The organism is Oxalobacter paraformigenes (genome assembly GCF_000158475.2).
Classification (GTDB): domain Bacteria; phylum Pseudomonadota; class Gammaproteobacteria; order Burkholderiales; family Burkholderiaceae_D; genus Oxalobacter; species Oxalobacter paraformigenes.
This window is the reverse complement of the sequence record NZ_KI392031.1, coordinates 343,488-365,522: the sequence shown is the minus strand read 5'-3', so window position 1 is coordinate 365,522 and position 22,035 is coordinate 343,488. Positions and strand designations below refer to the sequence as shown.

The 22,035-nt window shown below is 55.6% G+C and carries 17 protein-coding genes and 2 tRNA genes; 5 read left to right on the top strand and 14 right to left on the bottom strand.

Annotated features, from left to right (window positions below):
- Nucleotides 1–554: 554 nt before the first annotated feature.
- Entirely contained in the window at nucleotides 555–809 is a 255-nt protein-coding gene (locus OFAG_RS05115) for a hypothetical protein (protein WP_005877450.1), read from the bottom strand.
- Between the two features lie 18 nt (nucleotides 810–827).
- Nucleotides 828–1,262 (bottom strand): ribonuclease HI, encoded by a 435-nt coding sequence (rnhA, locus tag OFAG_RS05110; RefSeq protein WP_040720948.1) that lies wholly within the window; start codon nucleotides 1,260–1,262, stop codon nucleotides 828–830.
- 85 nt (nucleotides 1,263–1,347) lie between these two features.
- On the opposite strand from rnhA, the gene gloB reads away from it, so the two are divergent.
- From gloB to OFAG_RS05090, 3 genes are all read left to right on the top strand, one after another.
- Nucleotides 1,348–2,145 carry a hydroxyacylglutathione hydrolase gene (gloB, locus tag OFAG_RS05105; RefSeq protein WP_005877453.1) on the top strand — a complete coding sequence of 266 codons (798 nt, stop codon included), beginning with the start codon at nucleotides 1,348–1,350 and terminating at the stop codon, nucleotides 2,143–2,145.
- A 609-nt stretch (nucleotides 2,146–2,754) separates the two neighbouring features.
- Entirely contained in the window at nucleotides 2,755–4,956 is a 2,202-nt protein-coding gene (locus OFAG_RS05095; protein WP_005877455.1) for a sensor domain-containing protein, read from the top strand.
- Between the two features lie 185 nt (nucleotides 4,957–5,141).
- The gene (locus tag OFAG_RS05090) at nucleotides 5,142–6,908 is read left to right on the top strand and encodes a sensor domain-containing protein (protein ID WP_005877457.1); all 1,767 of its coding nucleotides are present in this window, start codon (nucleotides 5,142–5,144) and stop codon (nucleotides 6,906–6,908) included.
- A 127-nt stretch (nucleotides 6,909–7,035) separates the two neighbouring features.
- On the opposite strand, the gene OFAG_RS05085 is transcribed toward OFAG_RS05090, so the two are convergent.
- Entirely contained in the window at nucleotides 7,036–7,488 is a 453-nt protein-coding gene (locus OFAG_RS05085) for a CBS domain-containing protein (protein ID WP_005877458.1), read from the bottom strand.
- Nucleotides 7,489–7,840: 352 nt separating this feature from the next.
- Here OFAG_RS05085 and OFAG_RS05075 point away from each other — a divergent pair, with 352 nt between their 5' ends.
- Nucleotides 7,841–8,665: a class I SAM-dependent methyltransferase gene (locus OFAG_RS05075; protein WP_005877461.1), complete on the top strand. Its 825-nt coding sequence runs from the start codon at nucleotides 7,841–7,843 to the stop codon at nucleotides 8,663–8,665.
- Between the two features lie 351 nt (nucleotides 8,666–9,016).
- Nucleotides 9,017–9,394, top strand: coding sequence for a DUF4870 family protein (locus tag OFAG_RS05070; protein WP_005877463.1), 378 nt, complete (start codon nucleotides 9,017–9,019; stop codon nucleotides 9,392–9,394).
- A gap of 71 nt (nucleotides 9,395–9,465) precedes the next feature.
- Here OFAG_RS05070 and OFAG_RS05065 read toward each other — a convergent pair whose 3' ends face one another.
- From OFAG_RS05065 to rimP, 11 genes are all read right to left on the bottom strand, one after another.
- Nucleotides 9,466–9,912: a PaaI family thioesterase gene (locus OFAG_RS05065; RefSeq protein ID WP_005877465.1), complete on the bottom strand. Its 447-nt coding sequence runs from the start codon at nucleotides 9,910–9,912 to the stop codon at nucleotides 9,466–9,468.
- A 19-nt stretch (nucleotides 9,913–9,931) separates the two neighbouring features.
- Nucleotides 9,932–11,875 carry a SurA N-terminal domain-containing protein gene (locus OFAG_RS05060; protein ID WP_005877466.1) on the bottom strand — a complete coding sequence of 648 codons (1,944 nt, stop codon included), beginning with the start codon at nucleotides 11,873–11,875 and terminating at the stop codon, nucleotides 9,932–9,934.
- A 79-nt stretch (nucleotides 11,876–11,954) separates the two neighbouring features.
- Nucleotides 11,955–12,031: transfer RNA gene (locus tag OFAG_RS05055), tRNA-Asp, on the bottom strand.
- Between the two features lie 25 nt (nucleotides 12,032–12,056).
- Nucleotides 12,057–12,132, bottom strand: a tRNA-Val gene (locus tag OFAG_RS05050).
- Nucleotides 12,133–12,273: 141 nt separating this feature from the next.
- Nucleotides 12,274–12,546 (bottom strand): HU family DNA-binding protein, encoded by a 273-nt coding sequence (locus OFAG_RS05045; protein ID WP_005877468.1) that lies wholly within the window; start codon nucleotides 12,544–12,546, stop codon nucleotides 12,274–12,276.
- 693 nt (nucleotides 12,547–13,239) lie between these two features.
- Nucleotides 13,240–15,072 (bottom strand): translational GTPase TypA, encoded by a 1,833-nt coding sequence (gene typA / locus OFAG_RS05035; RefSeq protein WP_005877473.1) that lies wholly within the window; start codon nucleotides 15,070–15,072, stop codon nucleotides 13,240–13,242.
- A gap of 139 nt (nucleotides 15,073–15,211) precedes the next feature.
- Entirely contained in the window at nucleotides 15,212–16,168 is a 957-nt protein-coding gene (gene truB / locus OFAG_RS05030) for a tRNA pseudouridine(55) synthase TruB (RefSeq protein WP_005877475.1), read from the bottom strand.
- Between the two features lie 57 nt (nucleotides 16,169–16,225).
- A complete protein-coding gene (gene rbfA / locus OFAG_RS05025; protein ID WP_005877477.1) occupies nucleotides 16,226–16,615 on the bottom strand; it encodes a 30S ribosome-binding factor RbfA in 390 nt (129 codons plus the stop codon).
- Nucleotides 16,616–16,685: 70 nt separating this feature from the next.
- On the bottom strand, nucleotides 16,686–19,625 hold the full coding sequence (infB, locus tag OFAG_RS05020) for a translation initiation factor IF-2 (RefSeq protein WP_005877478.1): 2,940 nt from the start codon (nucleotides 19,623–19,625) through the stop codon (nucleotides 16,686–16,688).
- 61 nt (nucleotides 19,626–19,686) lie between these two features.
- Nucleotides 19,687–21,243, bottom strand: a complete 1,557-nt coding sequence (nusA, locus tag OFAG_RS05015) for a transcription termination factor NusA (protein WP_005877480.1) — start codon at nucleotides 21,241–21,243, stop codon at nucleotides 19,687–19,689.
- Nucleotides 21,240–21,788, bottom strand: coding sequence for a ribosome maturation factor RimP (gene rimP / locus OFAG_RS05010; protein ID WP_005877481.1), 549 nt, complete (start codon nucleotides 21,786–21,788; stop codon nucleotides 21,240–21,242). The genes nusA and rimP overlap by 4 nt, the downstream gene beginning before the upstream one ends.
- Between the last annotated feature and the right edge of the window lie 247 nt (nucleotides 21,789–22,035).

The following is a 22,035-nucleotide window of genomic DNA, read 5'->3' as shown; positions in this document are numbered from 1 at the left end:
GGGAAACCGTTGAACCCGGCAGTCTTTTCCCTTCCGCCAGACCGGCCGGACGTTTCGGCCCGGAATTGGCGGACTCGCCGGAAGGAAATGAAAAAGGCCGGGGGTTGGCGAAGCGGGAAACGGTTTTGCGATAGGCCGTCTCGCTCAAAGCCTTACCGGCGCACGGTTCAGGATTTTTCTTTTTCAAAGCCTTTCACGGGACTTGAAAAAACGCGCCGCTGCGACAGACGCAGTGTGCTTTCCGGCCAGAGAGGGGAAAGGGACAAGCGGGCCAATGGCGGACGGCCACCATCCGGCAAGGGCAAGAGAAAAACGGCAATCCGGCTCACCGCCTTTTCCGGCAAGCGGGGCAGCGTGTCCGGGCAACGGAATACCCGCCCGCCGCTGGCAGGCCCGCCCCCGTCTCCCGCCTTCTCCCCTTTCCGCGGGAAAAACCGTTCTCCGGGGAAAATGCACCCATCCGGTGCAGCGCCCTTTTTTTGTGCGGAAAACGCCCTGTACTGTATCACTTTCCGGCTTTCCCCAGACCTTGGCTTTCGGTGGAAGCGTTCCGTTCACTTCCCGGCTTTGGCCGGTTCGCGCCTGACAATGGCGACCGCGCCGGAAACGTCACGCACGATAATGTACTGTTCCTTGCCGCCCGGCCCCGTCAGCAGGTACAGATTGCCGTAACGGTAGGCATCGTCGTCCTTGTTGATCTTTTCGATTCTGAAACCATAGACTTCCGGCGAAGGCGTGCCAGCTGTCGCCAGTCCCGCAAACCCGGCAAGCGCCAGCAAAACCAAAAGCCCTTTCATTCTTTTCGACATGATTTCCCTTTCCCCTTTTTACAGCACCGAATCGACCCCCCGGTTGGCCAGCTGATCGGCTTTTTCATTGCCTTCATGCCCGGCATGCCCTTTCACCCAGCGCCACCGGATATCGTGACGCCGGGTCGCCTCGTCCAGTTCCATCCACAGATCGACATTTTTCACCAGTTTCCTGTCGGACGTGCGCCAGCCGCGTTCCTTCCACTTGTGGATCCATTCCGTAATGCCTTTCTGGACATACTGGCTGTCGGTATGCAGCACGACCCGGCAGGGTCTTTTCAGAACCCGCAAGGCTTCGATCACCGCCGTCAGTTCCATCCGGTTATTGGTCGTATCGGCATCCCCGCCGAACAGTTCCTTTTCATGACCGTTCGCGCGCAGCCAGACGCCCCAGCCGCCCGGCCCGGGATTGCCGCGGCAGGCGCCATCGGTATAAATTTCGACTTCACTCATTTTTTCACTGTCCATCCGTCAATCTCAAACATTCGCCCATAACTCTGGTTATAATGATTTTTTTCGCTCATGGAGACACGATACCATGCCATCCCCGACCGATCAGGCTCTTTCCGTCACCCCGATTCCCGCATTCCGCGACAACTACATCTGGATGATCGACAACCGTACCCGGGCGGTTGTGGTCGATCCGGGCGAAGCCGGCCCCGTTTTATCGACGCTAAAGAAACGTTCGCTGAAACTGTCCGCCATTTTACTGACACATCGCCACGAAGACCATATCGGCGGTGTGGCGCGTCTGTTGCAGGAAGCCGACGTACCCGTTTACGGCCCCCGTTACGACCCGGTCGTATCCGTTACCCATCCCTTGCAGGAAGGCGATATCGTCACCCTGCCCGATCTGGACAATCTGGCGCTGTCTGTTCTCGACGTGCCCGGCCATACCCGAGGCCACATCGCCTATTACGCGAAAAAGGAAAAATGGCTCTTTTGCGGGGATATGCTGTTTGGCGCAGGCTGCGGCCGGATGTTTGAAGGCACCCCGGAACAGATGCTCGCTTCCCTTTCCAAACTGGCTGCCCTGCCGGACGACGTGCAGGTTTTCGCCGGACACGAATATACCCTTTCAAATCTGAAATTCGCCCGCGAGATCGAACCCGGCAACGAGGCGATTGCCGAACGCGCCCGGCAAGACCTCGCCAGACGCAATCGCGGCCGGCCGACCCTGCCATCCACGATCGGCCTTGAAAAGGCGACCAATCCTTTCCTTCGGGCCAACCGGGAAGACGTCATGAAACGGCTTGAAGAACTGGGCCATTTGAAAAACCGGAACCCGGTCGATTGCTTTGCCGCCATGCGCGAATGGAAAAACAGTTACGTCTGAGACTTTTCCCGCGCTTTCGCCACCGGAGCCGGACGCCGGTCTGTCCGGCTTTTTGCTTTTTTGCCTGTCAGGCCCCCGGCAGGACGCGATAAAACCGCAGCAGGATTCCCTTCCCTTGCGCAACCGGCCGGTTTCCTGTTTTCGCCGGCTTTCAGCCGCTTTCCCAAACGGGTTTCGCAAAACCGCTCCCCTGATAAAGGGATCGGTAATCCGCCTGTTGCAAAATGAAAAGGCTGGAAGTTTTTACGCCGGCGCCCGTCCTCCGTAAAGGGTCGGCAATCCGGGTTTTTCTTCCCTTGCAGCCGGAACGGGACAGGCCGATATTGTTCCGCCATCCTGACGCGCGGACAGGCACGACCGGTTCCGATACCGTGAAAAAACCGGGTGTTACACAAAATATACGCTACGGCCAAGACGGTATATTCCCGGTTTTTGCAGTGTGGCCTGACGTATTCTTCGTTGTCATTTCGATACTTTCGCCGGTTTCCCCTCCGCCCCTCCGGATATAAGACAATTAATATAAGAGTATAATTCCGTAAATGGATTTGAAAGGGAACGCTTGAAAATTCATTGATTTTCCAACACGTTTGCCAGACAGGAAGGACACCCATGCCGGGGAAAACCGACCCTTCGAATCCATGCGAAAACCGTTCACTACCCGGGGGCCTTGCGGAAAAACCGATTGGCATTCAAGACTGGTCTGAAACGGGTCTGGGGCCGGTTTCAACATGGCCGGACAGTCTGAAAAATCTCCTGTCAGTCGCACTTCATTCGGGCGAACCTGTCTGTATTGCGTGGGGCGACGATCTGGTTTGCCTGTACAACGAGGCTTTTCATACGCTGATAGACAGAAGAGCCTCTTCTCCCGGCCAGAGTCTGGACAAACTGCTCGCTCCGTTATGGTCTCTTCTTTCCGAAACGGTTGAATGCGCCCTGCGGGGAACCGAAGCGAAAGCTTCCGGCCTGCCTCTGGCTCTTCTGCGCAACGAAACGGACGACGGTTCAACTGCCGACTTTATCTGCATTCCTGTCAAAAACGCCCAAAATGCGGTATCGGGCCTTTACTGTTCTTTCCGGCAGGACCAAAAGGAAAACAGCCCTCCCGCCCGGACCAGCCTGAACGATACGGCAACGTACAAAGCCATCCTGGATACGGTTCCTGTCGGCGTCATGCAAGTCTCCCCGGACAAGCGCATCCTTTACGCCAACCGTTCCATTTGCGAGATGCTGGGTTACACGCCCGGCTTTTTTCCCGAACGTTTCAACGATCTTTTGCATCCCACTGTGCAAAGCCGGCCCGAAGTCGCCAATTCCTGGCAGGATCTGTGGCACAACACCTCCCATTTTTTCATCGAACTGGCCCTGAAAGGCAAAAACGGCATCTACATTCTGACCGAAAACGACATTTCGCTGAAACTCGACAGCGGGAACAAACCCGCTTACGCCCTGATCGTCACGCAAAAGTCCGGCAAGGAAATCACATCCTTCGGGCCTCACCTGTCGCTGTTCGATCCGCTGACATCACTGCCCAACCGCAATTATTCGGATACCCTGATCAATAACGCCATGCGACGCGCCGACCGGTCCGGCAAGAATGTGGCGATCCTTCTGCTGGACGTCAACCGCTTCAAAATGGTCAATGAAAGTCTGGGACACGAGTTCGGTGACGAACTGCTCAAGCTGATCGCAAACCGGCTGAAAACGACCCTTAGGAAGGCGGACTCGGTTATCCGGATGGGAAATGACGAATTCGTCATCGTTTTGGAAAACGTCAGAAAAAACGAGGACGTGAACCTCGTTGTCAGAAACATTTTCAACGCCCTCTCCCAGCCTATCCATCTGGGCCATCACGATATCACGATCTCCGTCAGTATCGGCTGCAGTCTTTATCCGCAGGATTCTTCCGATATCGACACGCTCCTGAAATATGCCGACATCGCCAAGACCGACGCCAAAAGAAGCGGCTCGAACATGCTCCGCTTTTTCAACCGCAACATGAACATCACGGTACTGGATCAGTTGCTGGCGGAAAGCAATCTTTTGCGCGCGATGGAAAAAAACGAGTTCCTGATGTATTACCAGCCACGCCTGTGTCTGAAAACCGGCCAAATTGCCGGTCTAGAAGCGCTGATCCGCTGGGATCATCCCAAAAAAGGCATTCTTCCCGCCAGCGAATTCATTGTCCTGGCGGAAAAGATCGGACTGATCCACCGGATAGGGGAGTTTGCACTGGACAATGTCACGCGCCAATTGATCGCCTGGCAAAAACAGGACAGGCCCATACCCGTTGCCATCAACGTTTCTTCTTCCGAACTGTACGGGGCCAAACTGAAAAAAGCCCTTTCCGGCATCCTGCGGGAAACGGGACTCGCTTCCCGGCTTTTCGAACTGGAAATCACCGAAAGCAAGCTGATTGAAGACCTCGACCGGGTCAGGCATACCCTTAAGGAAATCCGGGACATGGGGATCGCCATCTCCATCGACGACTTCGGAACAGGCTACTCCTCGCTCAGTTACCTGTCGGCCCTGCCTGTCGATTATCTGAAAATCGACAGTTCCTTCATCGCCGATGTCACGCAAAACCACAATGTGGCTTCCATTGTCGAGACGACCATCCGGCTGGCCCATTCGCTCAACATGCAGGTCATTGCCGAAGGCGTCGAAACGCCGGAGCAGCTTCAGTTCCTTGTCGCCCATGAATGCGACCAGATTCAGGGATACCTTTGCAGCCGGCCCTTGCCGGCTCCGGAACTGGAAAAATTCATGGAGCGGTTCAGGCCCGCCGACATTGGACTGACCGTCAGCAAATAGCTTCGCCCGGAAAGCGTTCGCCACCCGGGTGCCCTGGTTTTCGTCCCGTTTCCTTGATACAGGTAAAACCGGTGAAAAACAACTGGCTGTAACATGGTTTGCCGGTACCGGCCGAACAACTGGCACCGGCAAACCCTGGCTTTCGCCTGCGGCCTCCGCAGCCATTTTCACCGTAAAGAGGTATCATGCCCAGTTCCCCATCGGTTTCCGGCCGTTTCTCCGGCAAAAACGAGACCGTGCCGCTTCCGTCTCAGGCCCGGCCGGAAACGTCCTGCCGCGCCCTGCTGGAAAAACTCCCCGTCGGCCTCATGCAAATCGGCGAAGACGAAAGAATACGCTTTGTCAACCCGCATTTTGCCGGAATGCTGGGTTATTCGCCGGAATCGTTTCCCTCCTCCATCAAGGACCTGATCAATCCCGACACCTATTTTCACAGCCAGCATACCTGGAAAGACATGTGGCATACCATGCGCCGGTTTCAGGTGGAAATCCGCTTCCGCCACAAAAAGGGGTACTATATCCTGACAGAAAACATCATCCGGCTGATCCTTGACGAAAACGGTCTCCCCGATTACGCCATTCTCGTTTCCCGTCCCGCCGATCCGGACGGAAAACCCGTGCCCGACCGGCATCTTTCCCTGTTCGATCCGTTGACTTCCCTGCCGACACGGAATTACCTCGACAGCTTTCTCGACGGCGCGCTTGAAAGAACCCGTCAGGGCGGAAAAATGCTGGCTGTTCTGGAACTCAACATCAACCGCTTCAAAATCATCAATGAAAGCCTCGGGCACGATGCAGGCGACGCCTTGCTGAAGCTGGTTTCCAAAAGACTGATTCACGCTGTCCACGAAAACGATACCGTTGTCCGGCTGGGAGGAGACGAATTCGTCGTCGTACTCGAAAAAATCCGCAAACCCGCCGATGTCGTTTCCATTGCCGCCCGGCTGATGAAAACCGTCACGGAACCCCTGCAATTGTCGGGTCACGATCTCTCGATTGCCGTCTCCATCGGCGGCAGCCTGTATCCGCGCGACGCGTCTGATGCCGGCACCCTGCTAAAACACGCGGATATCGCTCTTGCCGAAGCCCGCCGGAAACGTTCCAGCGTCGTCCGTTTTTTCAATCCGGACATGAACGTCACGCCCAAAGAAAGGCTGATAACGGAATCCGAATTGCGGCGTGCACTGGACAGAAACGAATTCACGCTGTTTTACCAGCCGCGCCTGTGTCTGAAAACCGGCGAAATCGCCAGCCTGGAAGCCCTGATCCGCTGGAATCATCCAGGCGAAGGCATCATAACGGCGGCCAGATTCATTCCGCTTGCGGAAGAAATCGGACTGATCGAGAAAATCGGGGAACACGTTCTGGAAGCAATCGCCCACCAACTCGTGAAATGGAAAACAGAAAACACCGTCCGCTTGCCAGTCGCCTTCAATGTATCGACCCGCGAACTCTATACAGACGGACTGACGGCATCCCTGAAAAAGACGATCGCCGAAACCGGTCTGTCACCTCATCTTTTCGAACTGGAAATCACGGAAAGCAGTCTGATCGAGGACATGGACGAAGTCCGCGCCAACCTGTGTGATATCCGGCAACTGGGCGTAACGGTTTCCATCGACGATTTCGGAACCGGCTACTCCTCGCTCCGCTATCTGTCCACCCTGCCGATTGATCTGCTGAAAATAGACAGTTCCTTCATTGCCGGTCTGGCAAACAGCGAGGGAATGAAATCCATCGTCGAATCGACCATTGCCATGGCCCATTCCCTGAACATGCCCGTTATCGCCGAAGGCGTTTCAGCAAAAGAACAGCTTGATTTTCTGATCGCCAAAGGCTGCGACCAGATTCAGGGATACCTTTGCAGTCCGCCGCTGCCTCCGGAAGAACTGGAAATGTTCCTGCAAAAACATGGCGCCGCCGGCCCCCGCCTGCCCGGTACCCCTCTCTGACGCCGGACGACGCGCGGCGGCAACCTGTTTCGCCTGAAAAACCCCGAGAGTCATTTTTCCGCAACCCACCCGGCAAAAACAAAAGGCTGCCTTGGGCAGCCTTTCACCCGTTTGCATCCACCCCGGATCAGCGGCGGCGCGCCACCTTTTCACGGGTTTGCTGGCGCGTCGTCACGTCAGCCAGTTCACTGATTTCCTTCGACAGGAATTTCCAGATATCGTCCACACTGACAATGCCGACCAGACCGCCCATCTTGTCCACAATCGGAATGCGCCGCACGCCCTTGAAACGCATCCGTTCGACGGTTTCAAACACGTCTTCCGTCTCGACCGCGGTCATCAGTTCGACCTTCATGATATCAATGACCTTGATACTCTTCGGATCCAGCCCCTCGGCCAGCACCACGACCACGATATCCCGGTCGGTGACGATCCCCTGCGGCACCATCATGCCATTGACTTCCTCAACCACAATCAGCGTTCCGACATGATTGCGCCGCATCAGCTGCGCCGCTTCCAGCACCGTTGTATTCGAACTGCATGTGATTACGTTATTCGAACAAATATGTCCAATCTGCATCTTTTGTCTCCTTATATTCCGTCAAAACAGGAACCGCAAACGGCAAAGGATTTCGAAAACCCGACTGAATCCCTTTATGACAGGATACCTTATAAATGCCGGCTCACAAAAATTTATTTGCCCCCGATCCCGCCCGCGTCAAGATCGGACAAAACAGCGCATTTTTTCGTCAGGATTTTTACAAAATACGGTAGTCTTCAGGACAATCAGCCATTACAATAAATTCGTCTCATGCAGCGTTCCCCGTATTTTCCCGCTTCCCGGTCAGGCCCCCTCTTGAAACCAGCCCGGCAGCACGTGAGACAGACCACACCCCAAATCAGGATAAGCCGTGAAGAAATCCCATACCAAAATGAAAGTCCAGACCATGCACGACTGGCTGATGACCCCGGTCGGCCAGTACATTCTGGAATGGGAAGAAAAACATTTTCAGGCGCTTTCTGCGGACATTTTCGGTTACAACGCCTTGCAGATCGGTTTCTGCGAAATCAACGCCCTGAAAGAAAACCGGATGACAAACCGCTGGTACACCAATCCGTTCATGCCTGAATCCGGAATCCGGCAAATGACAGATAACGGCCATCCGGAAAAGACGGAAGATTCGCCGGTCCGTATTTCGCTCGTCCACGATATCGACGAACTGCCCTTCGCTTCCGAATCCATCGATCTGATCATATTGCCTCACGCGTTCGAGTTCGCCCATTCGCCCCACCAGATACTGCGCGAAGTGGACCGTGTCCTGATCCCTGAAGGACAGGTCATTATCAGCGGTTTCAATCCCGCCAGCCTTTGGGGCGTCCGGCAACACTTCGGCAGGCTGTGGGGCAACCGTTTCCTGCCTGAACACGCCGAATTCCTGAGCCTCTCCCGCCTGAAGGACTGGCTGAAACTGCTGAATTTCGAAATCAGCCGAGGTTATTTCGGCTGCTACCGCCCTCCCTGCCGTACCCGGCGCTGGCTGAGGCGGTTCGCCTTCATGGAAAAGGCGGGAAACCGCTGGTGGCCCTATCTCGGCGCCATCTACCTGATCGGCGCCATCAAACGGGTTCATGGCGTCCATCTGATCAATCCCGCTTTCCGGAAAAGCCCCCGGCGGTTTTTCCGGACTGTCTCCGTCAACCAGAAAATGCGCGAAGGCGTCAATCCCGGAAATGAGGGAATCGGAAAAGACGGCTGATCCCTGCCGCATTGCCGCAACCGTTCGCGCCGCGGCTGAAACCGTACCCCGGTTGCGCCCCCTGTGCGGCCAATCCGCCCGGAAAAAGCCCCTTTAAAAAACCTTTTGCCGGTCCGGATAAAAATCCCCCCGGCCAGACTGGCAAATCCGGAACGCTCCCTGCCATACCTTCCCCGCATCCGCGGCAAACAGCGTGCGCTCGCCAATCACGACGCCTGTTTTCCGTACCGGCTGCGCGATCACATCCCAAACGATTCCCGCGTCATATCAGCCCATTGCCCAAAGCGGAAAACTTCCGCCGGAAAATCCGATCAAACCCTCATTCGGAAAAACGTTGAAAGGACAACCATCATGGCTACCGATACCGAGGTCTATCATTCCCCCTACATCAACACCCTGCGCTCTGCCGCATGGTGGCTTTATCTCTTCCATGCCGTCTGCTTTCTCCTGACGCTGGGGCTGCTGTCGTTCATTCCCCTTATCCTGGACTATCTGGGCCGCCCGAAAGCGGCAAACACCTTCGTCTATACCCACTACACCTGGCAAATCCGCTCCTTCTGGTGGTATCTCATCTGGGGCGGCGTCGGATGGATTTTCTATTTCACCCTGCTGGGCATTCCCATTGCCATGCTGGTCTGGGTATTGGCCTGGGTCTGGTACGCTTACCGGCTCATCAAGGGATTTCTGTACCTGAACGACAATATCCCGATGCCCTATCCTGAAAACTGATCGCGGCGCAAAAAAAGAGCATGCCAGCGGCATGCTCTTTCATCTTTACCGTCTTAAGCGATTATACGGGGCTATTCCCCCACCGCCAGATGCTTCGACGAGGTCATTTTCAGCCGGCGCGCGATATCGTTGCGGCGGAAAACCTTGAACGTTCCCATCGACTTCGCGATCAGGGCGTCTCCATTCCATATTTCCCCCTCGCAATAATACATGGTCGTCGAACGGTGCAGTACCCTGCCCCGCGCCACAATCTGCTGGCTGATTTTTCCGCCCGGCTGGAAAAAACTCGTTTTCATCTCTACTGTCGCCGCCGACGTCAGTTCGGGAACCAGCGAACGCGCCGCGCGGGCCATGCACGCGTCCAGAAGCGTCATGATGATACCGCCATGCATGACTTGCCAGCTGTTCATATGCTGCGCCTGCAAATGGATGCCGACTTCCGCCGTGCCGTTTTCCATGCTGAGCAATTCCAGCCCCAGATCCTTCAAAAACGGGTTGTCGCTGATCTGCTGTACCATACCTGCACCTTCCCGTCGCTTACCGGGCGGCGCCGGAACCGGCTTCGGCCTTTTCTTCCGCCGGGCTCTTGACCAGTATCTCGACCTTGGCTTCCTGTTTCAGATAGTTCATATAAGCGGCCAGATCCTGCTGCGCCATGACATTCGTCATCTGGCGGCTCATCGCTTCACGCAGTTTCCCGTCGGTCTTCTCCGGCGTGACGACCCGGGTGATGCGATAGATGATGTAACCGTTCGGCGCCATTTCGACCCCGACATACGCCGGCAGTTTCGATACGTCGGCTTTCATGACCGGCGCCAGATCGGAGCGTCCCGCCATAGTGATCTTCTGCCGCGACACCAGAAGTCCCGGCGAAAATCCGGACGGTGCGCCGCCTTCCTTCAGTCTGGCCAGTTCGGCTTCACCGGCCGCCTTGGCCAGCGCCATCGCCTTTTCGTTCGTTACCTGCGCCTTCACAACGGACTTGACCTTTTCAAACGGGGTCAGCTCTGCCGGGTAATGTTTTGCGATACGGGCGGCGACCAGTACCTGTGGAGAAACCTCGACGGCTTCCGTATTGTGTTTTCCCTTGACCGCGTCATCCGAGAAAATCGCCTGCAGTATTTTCGGGTCGGCGAGAAGCGGATTCTGTCTGGCGGCAACCGCCGGATCGCGTGCCAGATTCGGGAAAGTATGCACGGTCAGTTTCAGGGCATCGGCAACCGGTTTCAGGCTGTCCGGTTTTTCATAGACCATATTGGAAAACGTTTCCGACATTTCAGCGAATTTTTTACTGGTCTCCTGGCGTTTCAATTCCTGCAACACACTGTCTTTCACCTGCGAGAGCGGTTTGGCAACAGCCGGTTTGATATCGGTCACCGCGATGAGGTGATAACCGAAATCCGTCTGGACCGGATCGCTGATTTCCCCTTTCTTCATACCGAAAACGGCATCGTTGAACGGTTTGACCATTTTGCCGCGGGTAAAAAAGCCCAGATCGCCGCCATTTCTCGCCGAACCCGGATCCTGCGAATGGGCTTTGGCCAGTTCGGCAAAACGGGACGGATCGGCCTTCAGTTGCGCAAGCAACTCTTCCGCCTTCTTTTTCGCTTCGGCCTTTTCCGAGTCGGAAGCGTTTTTGGCGACGGCAATCAGGATATGCTGCGCCCGTCTTTCTTCGGGAATCGAAAAACGGTCCCTGTTCTGTTCATAATAGCTCTGCAAATCGGCATCGCTGATTTTCACGTTCTTTTCCACCGTCGGCATATCGAGCACAACGACTTCCACATCGGCGTGTTCGGGAATCGTGAACTGCGCTTCATGGGCCCTGTAGAAAGCGGTCAGATCGTCTTCCGTGACGCTCACCTTGTTGCGGTAGGCTCCGGCGTCAAACACCAGACGCTGCACATCACGTTCCTGTTCGAAAAGATTCCAGACGCGTGTCACGACCGCCTTCGGTTCGAAAGCGGAAAATTCTATCGGGGCGGCAATCTGCTGCATGGCCATATCCTGGGTCATCAGGGCGAAATGCATGTCCGGATTCAGGCCCTGTGCCGCCAGCACTTCCTTGTAACGGGCTTCATTCAGTTTTCCGTCCGGGCCGATCAACCCGGGAATTTCCCGGATTTTCTGGAGCACGACCTGCTCGGGAACCGTCAGATGTTCCTTGTTCAGGGTAGCCAGCAATACCCGCCTGTTGATCAGGTTCTGCAATACCGCCCATTTGAACTGCGAGGACTCGATCCATTTGGAATCGAAAGGCTGCCCCTGCACGGCGGCGCGCTGGCGAAACCGTTCAGCCTGTTCGCGCTGCGCATTGTCCCATTCCTGCTGCGTAATGGCCTTGCCGTTGACCTTGGCGACCGCATCGCCGTCACCGAAGCGCTTGTAGCCTTCGACACCGACAAAAATAAAGGAAGGGATAATGAAAACCAGAAGAATGATCTGAGTCAGACGTTTATGGCTGCGTATAAAATCGAGCATGGCGATTTCTGCCCATCAAGAAGCGATTCAAAAATCAATAAAAAAAAAGGCGAACGCAGTGTTCGCCTTTTCCAGTTTGTGGCGGAGTGGACGGGACTCGAACCCGCGACCCCCGGCGTGACAGGCCGATATTCTAACCAACTGAACTACCACTCCTAAAACTTTTTCCAGTCCGACTGTTTGGTGGGTGCTGAGAGCCTCGAACTCCCGACCTACGCCTTGTAAGGGCGCCGCTCTACCAACTGAGCTAAGCACCCGTTTCACCTAGCCAGTCAAACCCGACGTTTGTCATGTCGCTAAAGAACGCCAGTTTAAACCACTTTCCAAAAAATTGCCAGTAAAAATTTCAAACAATTTCTCTTCGGAACCGGACGTTTTTTGCACCGTCGAAAGAAGAGCTAGTTTACAGCATCTTTCAACAATTTGCCAGCCCTGAATTTGGGAACCCTGGCGGATTTGATTTTGATTTCTTCTCCGGTACGCGGATTGCGACCGGAACGGGCGGCACGTTCGCCCACGCTGAAGGTACCGAAACCGACCAGCGTGACGCTGCCATCTTTCTTCAAGGTTTCTGTAATCGCTTCCATTACCGCATCCAGAGAACGAGCGGCAGCCGCCTTGGAAATGTCGGCAGATTTGGCGATATACTCGATAAGCTCAGTTTTATTCACGCAACAACCCCCCCACTATTAATTAAAAAGTCATCTGGGACAAGCCCGAATTCATGCATTAAACAAGCGAGCCACAAATGTGTCAAGAAAAAAAGTTTTCGTCGCCAGCGCCCCGAATGGACAAAAATTGCCCTGCGTCATTGGCCTGAAAGCGTACCGGATCATATTCAAGCCATTTACGGTGAAAATCAAGAAAAAAATGAAAAATACAGGCCTTGTTTTCAGTTTTATTGAAGTTAAGCAAACTCGGCCATTTCATTTCCGCCAGAAGGGACGCCAAAAATTATTTTTCCTTTTTGTCGCGCCGGCGCAACTTTTCCGAGATTGACTTCATCTTCCGGTTCGAAAAACGCCCGTTCAAAGCCATAAAGTGTCCAGACTGAAAAAAAACTGTCCGGCCAGGACCCGCCGCGCGGCATGGACTGCTGGCAAACACGTCTTTAAAACCGGACGGGACAGCGCTTTTCTTTCTGGGGTCTGACTTGTCTTCCCAAACAACTTGCGCGATAAGAGACAAAGACACCCGCTTGTTGCCGTGACAGAAATGAAAAGCACCGCCCCTGCCGGAGAACGCCCCTGTCCGGAGGCTCCTCCCATTTTCTGCATGATTACCGCTGAAATCCCTTTGCGGCCGCCGGAAAACCGGAAAGGAGCCTTGCGGCTCCTTTCCCTTTCCCTCCAAAACACCCGACTTCACGAAGACCGGCTTGCGCGCCGGCGGTCGATATCGGACAGATAGCGCTTGCGCAAACGGATGCTTTTCGGCGTGATTTCCACCAGTTCGTCATCCTCGATGAATTCGACGGCATATTCCAGCGACATCTGGATAGGCGGCACCAGACGCACCGCCTCGTCTGTGCCGGAAGCGCGGATATTGGTCAGCTGTTTTCCCTTGATCGGATTGACGACAATATCGTTTTCGCGGGAATGAATGCCGATAATCATGCCTTCGTAAACCGGATCGTTATGATTGACGAACATCCGCCCCCGGTCCTGAAGTTTCCAAAGGGCATAGGCAACGGCTGCCCCGTCTTCCTGCGAAATCAGCACGCCGTTTCTGCGGCCGCCGGTATCGGGCCGGTTTTCATCGACCGGATAATAGTCGTCGAAAACGTGGCTCATGATGCCCGTGCCGCGCGTCAGGGTCATGAATTCGCTCTGGAAACCGATCAGGCCCCGCGCGGGAATCCTGTATTCCAGCCGGACGCGTCCCTTGGAATCGGGCTGCATATCCTGCAATTCACCGCGGCGACGGCCCAGTTCTTCCATGACGCCGCCCTGATGGGCCTCATCCACATCGACGGTCAAGGCTTCATAGGGTTCATGCCGGATGCCGTCGATCGTCTTGTACACAACCCGCGGGCGGGAAACGGCCAGCTCATACCCTTCGCGCCGCATGTTTTCGATCAGGATCGTCAGATGCAGTTCGCCACGGCCGGACACCTCGAAAACCGTATCGTCATCCGTCGGCGCAACCCGCAAGGCCACATTCGACTTCAGTTCGCGTTCGAGCCGTTCGCGCAACTGGCGGCTGGTGACAAACTTGCCTTCCCGGCCCGCAAAAGGCGACGTATTCACCATGAAATTCATCGTCAGGGTCGGTTCGTCCACCGTCAGCATCGGCAGCGCTTCCGGATGTTCGGGATCGCATATCGTCGAACCGATATCAATCGCTTCAATCCCGTTTATCAGAACGATATCGCCCGCAGACGCTTCATCAATGACCTTGCGTTCCAGCCCCTTGAAAGACAGCACCTGATTGACGCGTGCCTTGACGGGCGCCGATTCGGGGCCGTTCATGATGACAACATCCTGAAGCGGCCTGACGCGCCCGCGATTGACCCGGCCAATCCCGATCTTGCCCACATAAGAAGAATAATCGAGCGAGGAAATCTGCATCTGGAACGGGCCGTCGGGATCGGCGTCCCGCACCGGAACGTATTGCAAAATGGCGTCGAATAGCGGCCTCATGTCCCCGGAACGGACACTGTCGTCCAGACCGGCATAACCGTTTAGGCCCGACGCGTAAATGACCGGAAAATCGAGCTGTTCCTCGGTCGCGCCCAGCTTGTCAAAGAGTTCGAAAGTGGCATTGATCACCCAGTCCGGCCGGGCGCCCGGCCGGTCGATCTTGTTGATGACGACAATCGGTTTCAGACCGAGCCCCAGCGCTTTGCGGGTCACGAAGCGGGTTTGCGGCATCGGCCCTTCCACCGCATCGACCAGAAGCAGCACACTGTCCACCATCGACAGGACGCGCTCCACTTCACCGCCGAAATCGGCATGGCCCGGGGTATCGACAATATTGATATGCGTTCCCTCGTATTCCACGGCACAGTTCTTCGCGAGAATGGTAATCCCGCGCTCCTTTTCCAGATCGTTGGAATCCATCACCCGTTCGCTGACGGCCTGATTTTCACGGAAAGTTCCCGATTGACGCAACAACTGATCGACCAGCGTGGTTTTGCCATGATCGACGTGAGCGATAATCGCGACATTGCGGATAGCGCGTTTGGTTTCAGACATAAAAACTCGAATAGTTGAAAAAAAGGATAACTGGGTATTCTAGCACGCGATCGTTTTCCCACAGCGGGGATTGGGAAATAAAAGAAAAAGCGTCAAACGCCCATCTGCAAAACCGTATTTCAAAAAGGCTGTTCCAAATTCAGCTTGCAAAAACATCCGGCAGCGCAACAAGCCGTTCCGGAGCCAGAACACCATCGGGCCGTATCTCTGCTGTCCCCATGAAAACACCGTTTTCGGCATAAACGCGGCAACGTCCGGTCATGCCGGCTGTTCCGATGTTTTCCTTCGCCAGCGAAAGCCGCTGGCCGTTCAGGAAACGTTTTGCCAGAACCGCATTCAGGGCAAGCGAGGGAAAGGAAGACAACAGATAATCGACCGGTTCCAGCGATGGGGGATTCCCGCCGGCCGTCTTCCCGCCTGCCTCTTCCAGAGCCGGGAGCGAAACCGCCGAATCGAGCGTCAGAAAACCGACCCGGGTACGCCGCAAGCTTTTCAGGTGAGCGCCGCATCCCAGCGCCTGGCCGATATCTTCCCCCAGCGCGCGGATATACGTTCCCTTGCTGCACCTTACCCGCAAAGCGAGGCAGGGCGCTGAATAATCCAGAAGCGTCAGTTCGTGAACCGTCACGGCACGCGCTTCCCGTTCGAGTTCGATACCGGCCCGTGCATACTCATACAGGGGTTTGCCATCCCGTTTCAGCGCCGAATACATCGGAGGAACTTGCCGGATATCGCCCCTGAAACGCGAAAGCACCGCCTCGATTTCATCGGTCCGGAACGAAACGGCATCCGTTCTTTCGACAATCTCGCCTTCCGTATCGCCGGTCGTTGTCCGGATACCGAGATGAACGACCGTCTCATACGTCTTGTCGGCATCCAGCAAATCCTGCGAAAACTTGGTGGCTTCACCAAAACAGAGCGGCAGAAGGCCCGTGGCGAAAGGATCGAGCGTGCCGGTATGACCGGCCTTTTTCGCATTGAAGATTCTTTTGGCCCGGATCAGGGCATCGTTGCTGGAGATGCCGGCCGGTTTATCCAGCAGCAGCACGCCATGCACATCAAGCCGTTTTTTTTTGGCGGGAACCGGATTTTTCATGAATCTGTCACACCGCCATCAAAAAGAAACCGGCCTCATCCAGCCGCCACCACGCCATCAGACCCCATCCCCGTCTTTTGCCCTTTCGGCATTGGCGACATCAATCAGATGCGACAGCGCCACCCCTTCCGCAATGGAATTGTCGTAAATGAAAGCCAGCTGGGGCAGCGTATGGATATGAAGCCGTTTGCCCAGCTGCATCCGGATGAAACCGGAAGCATGCTGGAGGCTGTCCAGCGTTTTTTTCACCGTTTCCGGCTTATCGTCCAACATGGTGAAATAAACCCTGGCGTTGGCGTAATCAGGGGTGACTTTCACTTCCGTAATCGTCACCATCCCGACATTCGGGTCTTTCAGTTCCGAAAAAATGATATCGGACAGATCGCGCTGGATCTGGTCAGCCACACGCAAGCTGCGGCCGGGAATCGATTTGCTGTGTCGTGCCATGATCCACTCCCTTTATAAATTAACCACAGTCATTACCATACCCCAAATCCGGCATCCCGCGCATGAAAAATCACAGGCTGCGGGCGATTTCCTGGATTTCATACACTTCGATCTGGTCGCCGACCTTGATATCGTTGTAATTCTTCAGGGTCAAACCGCACTCGAACCCGGCTTTCACTTCCTTCACATCGTCCTTGAACCGTTTCAACGAATCGATTTCACCCGACCAGATCACCACGTTGTCGCGCAACAGGTGCACTGGCGAGCCGCGACGAACCAGCCCTTCGGTCACGAAGCAGCCTGCAATCGCCCCCACGCGGCTGACCATGATAACCTGTCTGATTTCGACCAGTCCCAGAGCGTGCTCGCGTTTTTCAGGCGCCAGCATCCCCGACATGGCGGCCTTCACTTCATCAATGGCATCGTAAATGATATTGTAGTACCGGATATCGACGCCGTTTGCTTCCGCCAGATGACGCGCCTGCGCGTCGGCCCGGGTGTTAAAGCCGATAATGACGGCCTTGGAAGCGAGCGCCAGATTGACGTCCGTTTCCGTGATGCCGCCGACGGCGGCATGAACGATCTGGACGCGGACTTCATCATTGGACAACTTCAGAAGCGAGGCAGCCAGCGCTTCCTGCGACCCCTGCACGTCGGTCTTGACGATCAGCGGCAGCGTCTTCACTTCGCCTTCGGCTATCTGGTCGAACATGTTTTCCAGTTTGGCCGCCTGCTGTTTGGCCAGCTTGACGTCGCGGAACTTGCCCTGACGGAACAGGCCGATTTCGCGCGCCTTACGTTCATCGTTTAAAACAACGATTTCCTCACCGGCCGACGGAACGCCCGTCAAGCCCTGGATTTCCACCGGAATGCTCGGGCCGGCTTCCGAAATCGCCTTCCCGGTTTCATCCAGCATGGCCCGGACACGACCGAATTCCTGCCCCGCCAGAACGACGTCGCCCCGATGCAGGGTACCGGACTGCACCAGAACGGTCGCGACCGGGCCGCGCCCCTTGTCCAGACGCGCCTCGATCACGATGCCTTTCGCCATAGCCTCGACCGGCGCTTTCAGTTCCAGGATTTCGGCCTGCAAAAGCACGTTTTCCAATAATGAATCAATGCCCTGTCCCGTTTTCGCCGAAACCGGCACGAACGGGGAATCGCCGCCGTATTCTTCCGGCATCACCTGTTCGGCCACCAGTTCCTGCGTGACGCGGTTGATGTTGGCGCCCTGCTTGTCCACCTTGTTGATCGCCACGACAATGGGCACACCAGCCGCTTTCGCGTGGGCAATCGCTTCTTTCGTCTGCGGCATGACGCCATCGTCGGCCGCGACGACCAGAATCACAATGTCAGTCGCTTTCGCGCCACGGGCGCGCATGGCGGTAAACGCTTCATGCCCCGGCGTATCCAGGAAAGTCACGATACCGCGCTCGGTCTTGACGTGATAGGCGCCGATATGCTGGGTAATGCCGCCCGCTTCGCCGGAAGCGATTTTGGTACGCCGGATATAGTCCAGAAGGGAAGTCTTGCCGTGATCGACATGGCCCATGACGGTTACGACCGGCGCCCGCGGCAACAGCTCGGCATTGTCGTTCCTGCCGATTTCTTCCAGCTGCGATTCCACATCCTGAATCCTGGCGGCAAAGGCGCGATGTCCCATTTCCTCGACCAAAATCATGGCCGTTTCCTGATCCAGCACCTGATTGATCGTGACCATCTGGCCCAGTTTCATCAGTTGCTTGATGACTTCAGAAGCTTTCACCGCCATCTTGTGGGCCAATTCGGCCACCGTAATCGTTTCCGGAACGTACACATCGTGAACGATGGCCTCCGTCGGCTGATGGAAATTGCTTTCCCGTTCGGCAAGCTGCGCATGACGACGTCCCTTGGAGCCGCCCAAACTGCTGCGCCATCCATCGCGCCCCGACGTATCGCCGCCGCGCGTTTTGAGTCCGGAACCGCGTTTCTTGCCGGATTCCTCCCAACCCGCTGTCTTGGCTGCCTTTTTGTCGCCCGAGGATTTCTTGTCGCCCTTGGCGGGAGCCGGAGCAGGCTTCTTGTCGGCCGGTTTGGCTGTCTGTTGTTGTGCCGGACGGGAAAGGGTACCCGCTGCCTTCTTGGCCGCATCGCGGTTGTCAGCCGTTGCAGAAGCGGGAGCCGCGGGAGCCGCGACCGGTTTTGCAGGCTGCTTGACGACTTTGCGGGCGCCGCTCATCATCGCCTTGATCTGGGCAACTTCGTCTTCAACGGCTTTTCTCGCGCGTTCCGCCTCTTCGGCCCGTCTGATCCGTTCCGCTTCCGCTTCTTTCCGCGCTTTTTCAGCCCGTGCCGCCTCTTCAGCCATCCTTGCCATTTCCGCTTTCTTCAACGCTTCGGCCGCTTCCCGTTCCTCAGCCGCCATCTGCTGCTTTTCCTTTTCCGTCTGCTCGGCTTCACGCTGCATCTTCAAGACCGCTTCACGCTGTTCGGCTTCTTTCCTCTTCAATGCTTCCGCTTCGTTCCGGGCTTCTTCTTCGGCCCTGAGTCTGGCCTGCTTTTCTTCTTCCATCCTCGCCAGTTGCGCCTGTTTTTCACGCAACTCGGCTTCCTGTCTCGCAATCAGCTCGGCCTGACGGCGCGCTTCCTCGGCGCGGCGCTGCTTTTCCGCCTCGTCGATCACCGGGGGAACCGCTCTTCTCTGTTCCACTTCGGAACGGAGCGCGGGCTCATCCCGTTTGACGAACGTCCGTTTTTTTCTGACTTCGACCTGGATCGTCCTGGATTTGCCTGTCGCATCGGCCTGCTTGATTTCGCTCGTTTCCTTGCGCGTCAACGAAATTTTACGCTTCTCTCCCGCCGGAGCGCCATGCACACCACGCAAATAACTCAACAGTTTATCCTTGTCTTCCTTGCTCAGCGTATCGTTGACTGAATTTTTTTCCACACCGGCATCCCGCAACTGTTTCAATAGCATGTCGGAAGGCACATTCAGTTCGGCAGCAAATTGGGCTACATTGTTAATCGCCATTCATTCCTCTTTCTTCTAATAGATGCGGCAAATTCGATAAGGGAAAAAAGCTTTCGTCCAGTCAGGACTCCATCAGTTTCCAGGCACGCGCCTGCAATTCTTTCGCTTCATCATCGTATTTGGCATCGATCAGTTTCATTTCTTCATCCGTTACATCGGCAAACTCGTTTTCCAGGAGCTGGCGCGCACGTTCGACAGGCAAGGCAAGAATGGCGCCGAACTCGTCATACGCCAGCCCGGCAAAACGTTCCAGCGTCTTGACGCCGGCCAGCCCCAGCTTGCCCGCCACACTGCGGCTCATGCCTTCCAGACCGGACAGGGCTTCTTCCATGCCGGCCATGCCTTCTTCAGACACAATCGCTTCGGTAATCAAGGCATCGCGGGCCCGCTGACGGATCTCGTTGACCGTTTCTTCATCGAACGCCTCGATATCCAGCATTTCATTGATCGGCACGTAAGCGATTTCCTCCAGCGAAGTGAACCCTTCCTCAATCAGAATGTCCGCCACTTCGGAATCGACGTCGAGTTTTTCCATGAAAAGTTTCTGCAATTCGGCTTTTTCCAGTGCCGTCTTGTCCGCCGATTCCTCCGCCGTCATGATATTGATCTTCCAGCCGGTCAGTTCGGTCGCCAGACGGACATTCTGCCCGCTTCGGCCGATGGCGATCGCCAGATTTTCCTCATCGACGATCACGTCCATGGCATGCTTGTCTTCATCGACCACAATAGACGACACATTGGCAGGCGCCAGCGCCCCGATCACGAATTGCGCCGGGTCTTCCGACCACAGCACGATATCGACCCGTTCGCCTCCCAGCTCGCCGGTTACGGCCTGAACGCGCGAACCCCGCATGCCGACACAGGTGCCGATCGGATCGATCCGCTTGTCGGCGGTATAGACGGCGATCTTGGCGCGAACGCCGGGATCGCGTGCCGCCGACTTGATTTCCAGAAGACCCTGCTCGATTTCAGGCACTTCCAGCTCAAACAGCTTGACAATGAATTCCGGCGCGGTTCGCGACAGGATGACCTGAGGGCCGCGCGCGCCACGCTCGACACGGAGGATATAGGCGCGCACACGGTCGCCGATCCGGAGATTTTCTTTCGGAATCATCTGCTCGCGCGGCAAGCGGGCTTCCACCTTGCCGGATTCGACAATCGCGTCGCCCCGTTCCATCCGCTTGACGGTTCCCGTGACCAGTGAATCGCCCCGATCCAGGAAATCCTGGAGAATCTGTTCGCGTTCCGCGTCACGGATACGCTGCAATACGATCTGTTTCGTATCCTGTGCAAAGCGGCGGCCCAGATCGACGGATTCGACATGATCCTCGATATAATCGCCCACTTCGATATCCGGAAACTGCTCTTTTGCCTCAAAAAAGAGCATCTCCTGATCCGGCTGTTGCAGCCCGGCTTCATCCGGCACGACATGCCAGCGCCGGAACGTTTCCACCTCGCCGGACTGGCGGTCGATCGCCACCCGGATATCGACGTCTCCCGGATAACGTTTTTTTGTGGCCAGCGCCAAAGCATGCTCAAGCGCGCCCAGAACGATTTCCTTGTCGACGTTTTTTTCGCGCGCCAGCGCATCAACCAATTGCAGAATTTCGAGACTCATGCTTTGCGGCTCCTAAAATTCACCTGCGGCACCAGACGTGCCTTGTCTATATCTGTTATCGTAAAATGCAAAACCGAACTGCTTTCGCTGTCGTTTCCCTCAAATTCCAAAGCCAGCTCATCCCCTTCGGGCGGCAACAGAATTCCCTGAAACGATTTCCGGTTTCCCATGCCTGTCACCGGCTTGCGCAATCTGACATGCGCTTCCATTCCGGCAAAACGGACAAAATCCTGCCATTTCTTCAGCGGGCGGTCGAGACCGGGCGACGAGACTTCCAGCCTGTCGTAATCGACATCCTCGACCGTCAGCACATGAGAGAGCTGGCGACTGACTTTCTCGCAATCGTCCACCGTAATGTTTCCCCGGCTGGACGCTTCAGGCAAAAAATCGATGTAAACGCGCAAAATGCCGCCGCTCGCTCTTTCCAGATCGACCAGATCATACCCGCAGCCATTGACTGTCTTTTCAACCAGTTCCTGCAACAAAGCCTGCTCCCGTTCAATTTCCGTTCCGCTTTTCCTTTCAAAAAAGAAAGGAAAAACCATGCCGTTAATGGAAGCGCCGGGCGGCATAATGAAAAAAAAATGGGCTAAAGCCCATATCATGATTTCAACACCCCTCGCCATCCAAAAATGGACGAAACCGTAATAAAGTGCCAATTATATATAAAATCTGCGCCAACCGCAATGCAAGCGGGCAGGAATTCCAATAATATCAACAGCTAAGACTTTGATGTCTTTTTTCCTGTTCTCGCCGCATGCCCGCACTGCCCCGTCTTCGATATCACGACAG

What these genes read in the sequence shown, in the direction of transcription:
- infB (WP_005877478.1), bottom strand. Translation starts at nt 19,625, where the DNA reads ATGGCGATTAACAATGTAGCCCAATTTGCTGCCGAACTGAATGTGCCT.
- rbfA (WP_005877477.1), bottom strand. Translation starts at nt 16,615, where the DNA reads ATGGCACGACACAGCAAATCGATTCCCGGCCGCAGCTTGCGTGTGGCT.
- OFAG_RS05090 (WP_005877457.1), top strand. Translation starts at nt 5,142, where the DNA reads ATGCCCAGTTCCCCATCGGTTTCCGGCCGTTTCTCCGGCAAAAACGAG.
- rnhA (WP_040720948.1), bottom strand. Translation starts at nt 1,262, where the DNA reads ATGAGTGAAGTCGAAATTTATACCGATGGCGCCTGCCGCGGCAATCCC.
- truB (WP_005877475.1), bottom strand. Translation starts at nt 16,168, where the DNA reads ATGAAAAATCCGGTTCCCGCCAAAAAAAAACGGCTTGATGTGCATGGC.
- OFAG_RS05095 (WP_005877455.1), top strand. Translation starts at nt 2,755, where the DNA reads ATGCCGGGGAAAACCGACCCTTCGAATCCATGCGAAAACCGTTCACTA.
- OFAG_RS05060 (WP_005877466.1), bottom strand. Translation starts at nt 11,875, where the DNA reads ATGCTCGATTTTATACGCAGCCATAAACGTCTGACTCAGATCATTCTT.
- gloB (WP_005877453.1), top strand. Translation starts at nt 1,348, where the DNA reads ATGCCATCCCCGACCGATCAGGCTCTTTCCGTCACCCCGATTCCCGCA.
- OFAG_RS05070 (WP_005877463.1), top strand. Translation starts at nt 9,017, where the DNA reads ATGGCTACCGATACCGAGGTCTATCATTCCCCCTACATCAACACCCTG.
- nusA (WP_005877480.1), bottom strand. Translation starts at nt 21,243, where the DNA reads ATGAGTCTCGAAATTCTGCAATTGGTTGATGCGCTGGCGCGCGAAAAA.
- OFAG_RS05085 (WP_005877458.1), bottom strand. Translation starts at nt 7,488, where the DNA reads ATGCAGATTGGACATATTTGTTCGAATAACGTAATCACATGCAGTTCG.
- typA (WP_005877473.1), bottom strand. Translation starts at nt 15,072, where the DNA reads ATGTCTGAAACCAAACGCGCTATCCGCAATGTCGCGATTATCGCTCAC.
- rimP (WP_005877481.1), bottom strand. Translation starts at nt 21,788, where the DNA reads ATGGTTTTTCCTTTCTTTTTTGAAAGGAAAAGCGGAACGGAAATTGAA.
- OFAG_RS05075 (WP_005877461.1), top strand. Translation starts at nt 7,841, where the DNA reads ATGAAAGTCCAGACCATGCACGACTGGCTGATGACCCCGGTCGGCCAG.
- OFAG_RS05065 (WP_005877465.1), bottom strand. Translation starts at nt 9,912, where the DNA reads ATGGTACAGCAGATCAGCGACAACCCGTTTTTGAAGGATCTGGGGCTG.
- OFAG_RS05115 (WP_005877450.1), bottom strand. Translation starts at nt 809, where the DNA reads ATGTCGAAAAGAATGAAAGGGCTTTTGGTTTTGCTGGCGCTTGCCGGG.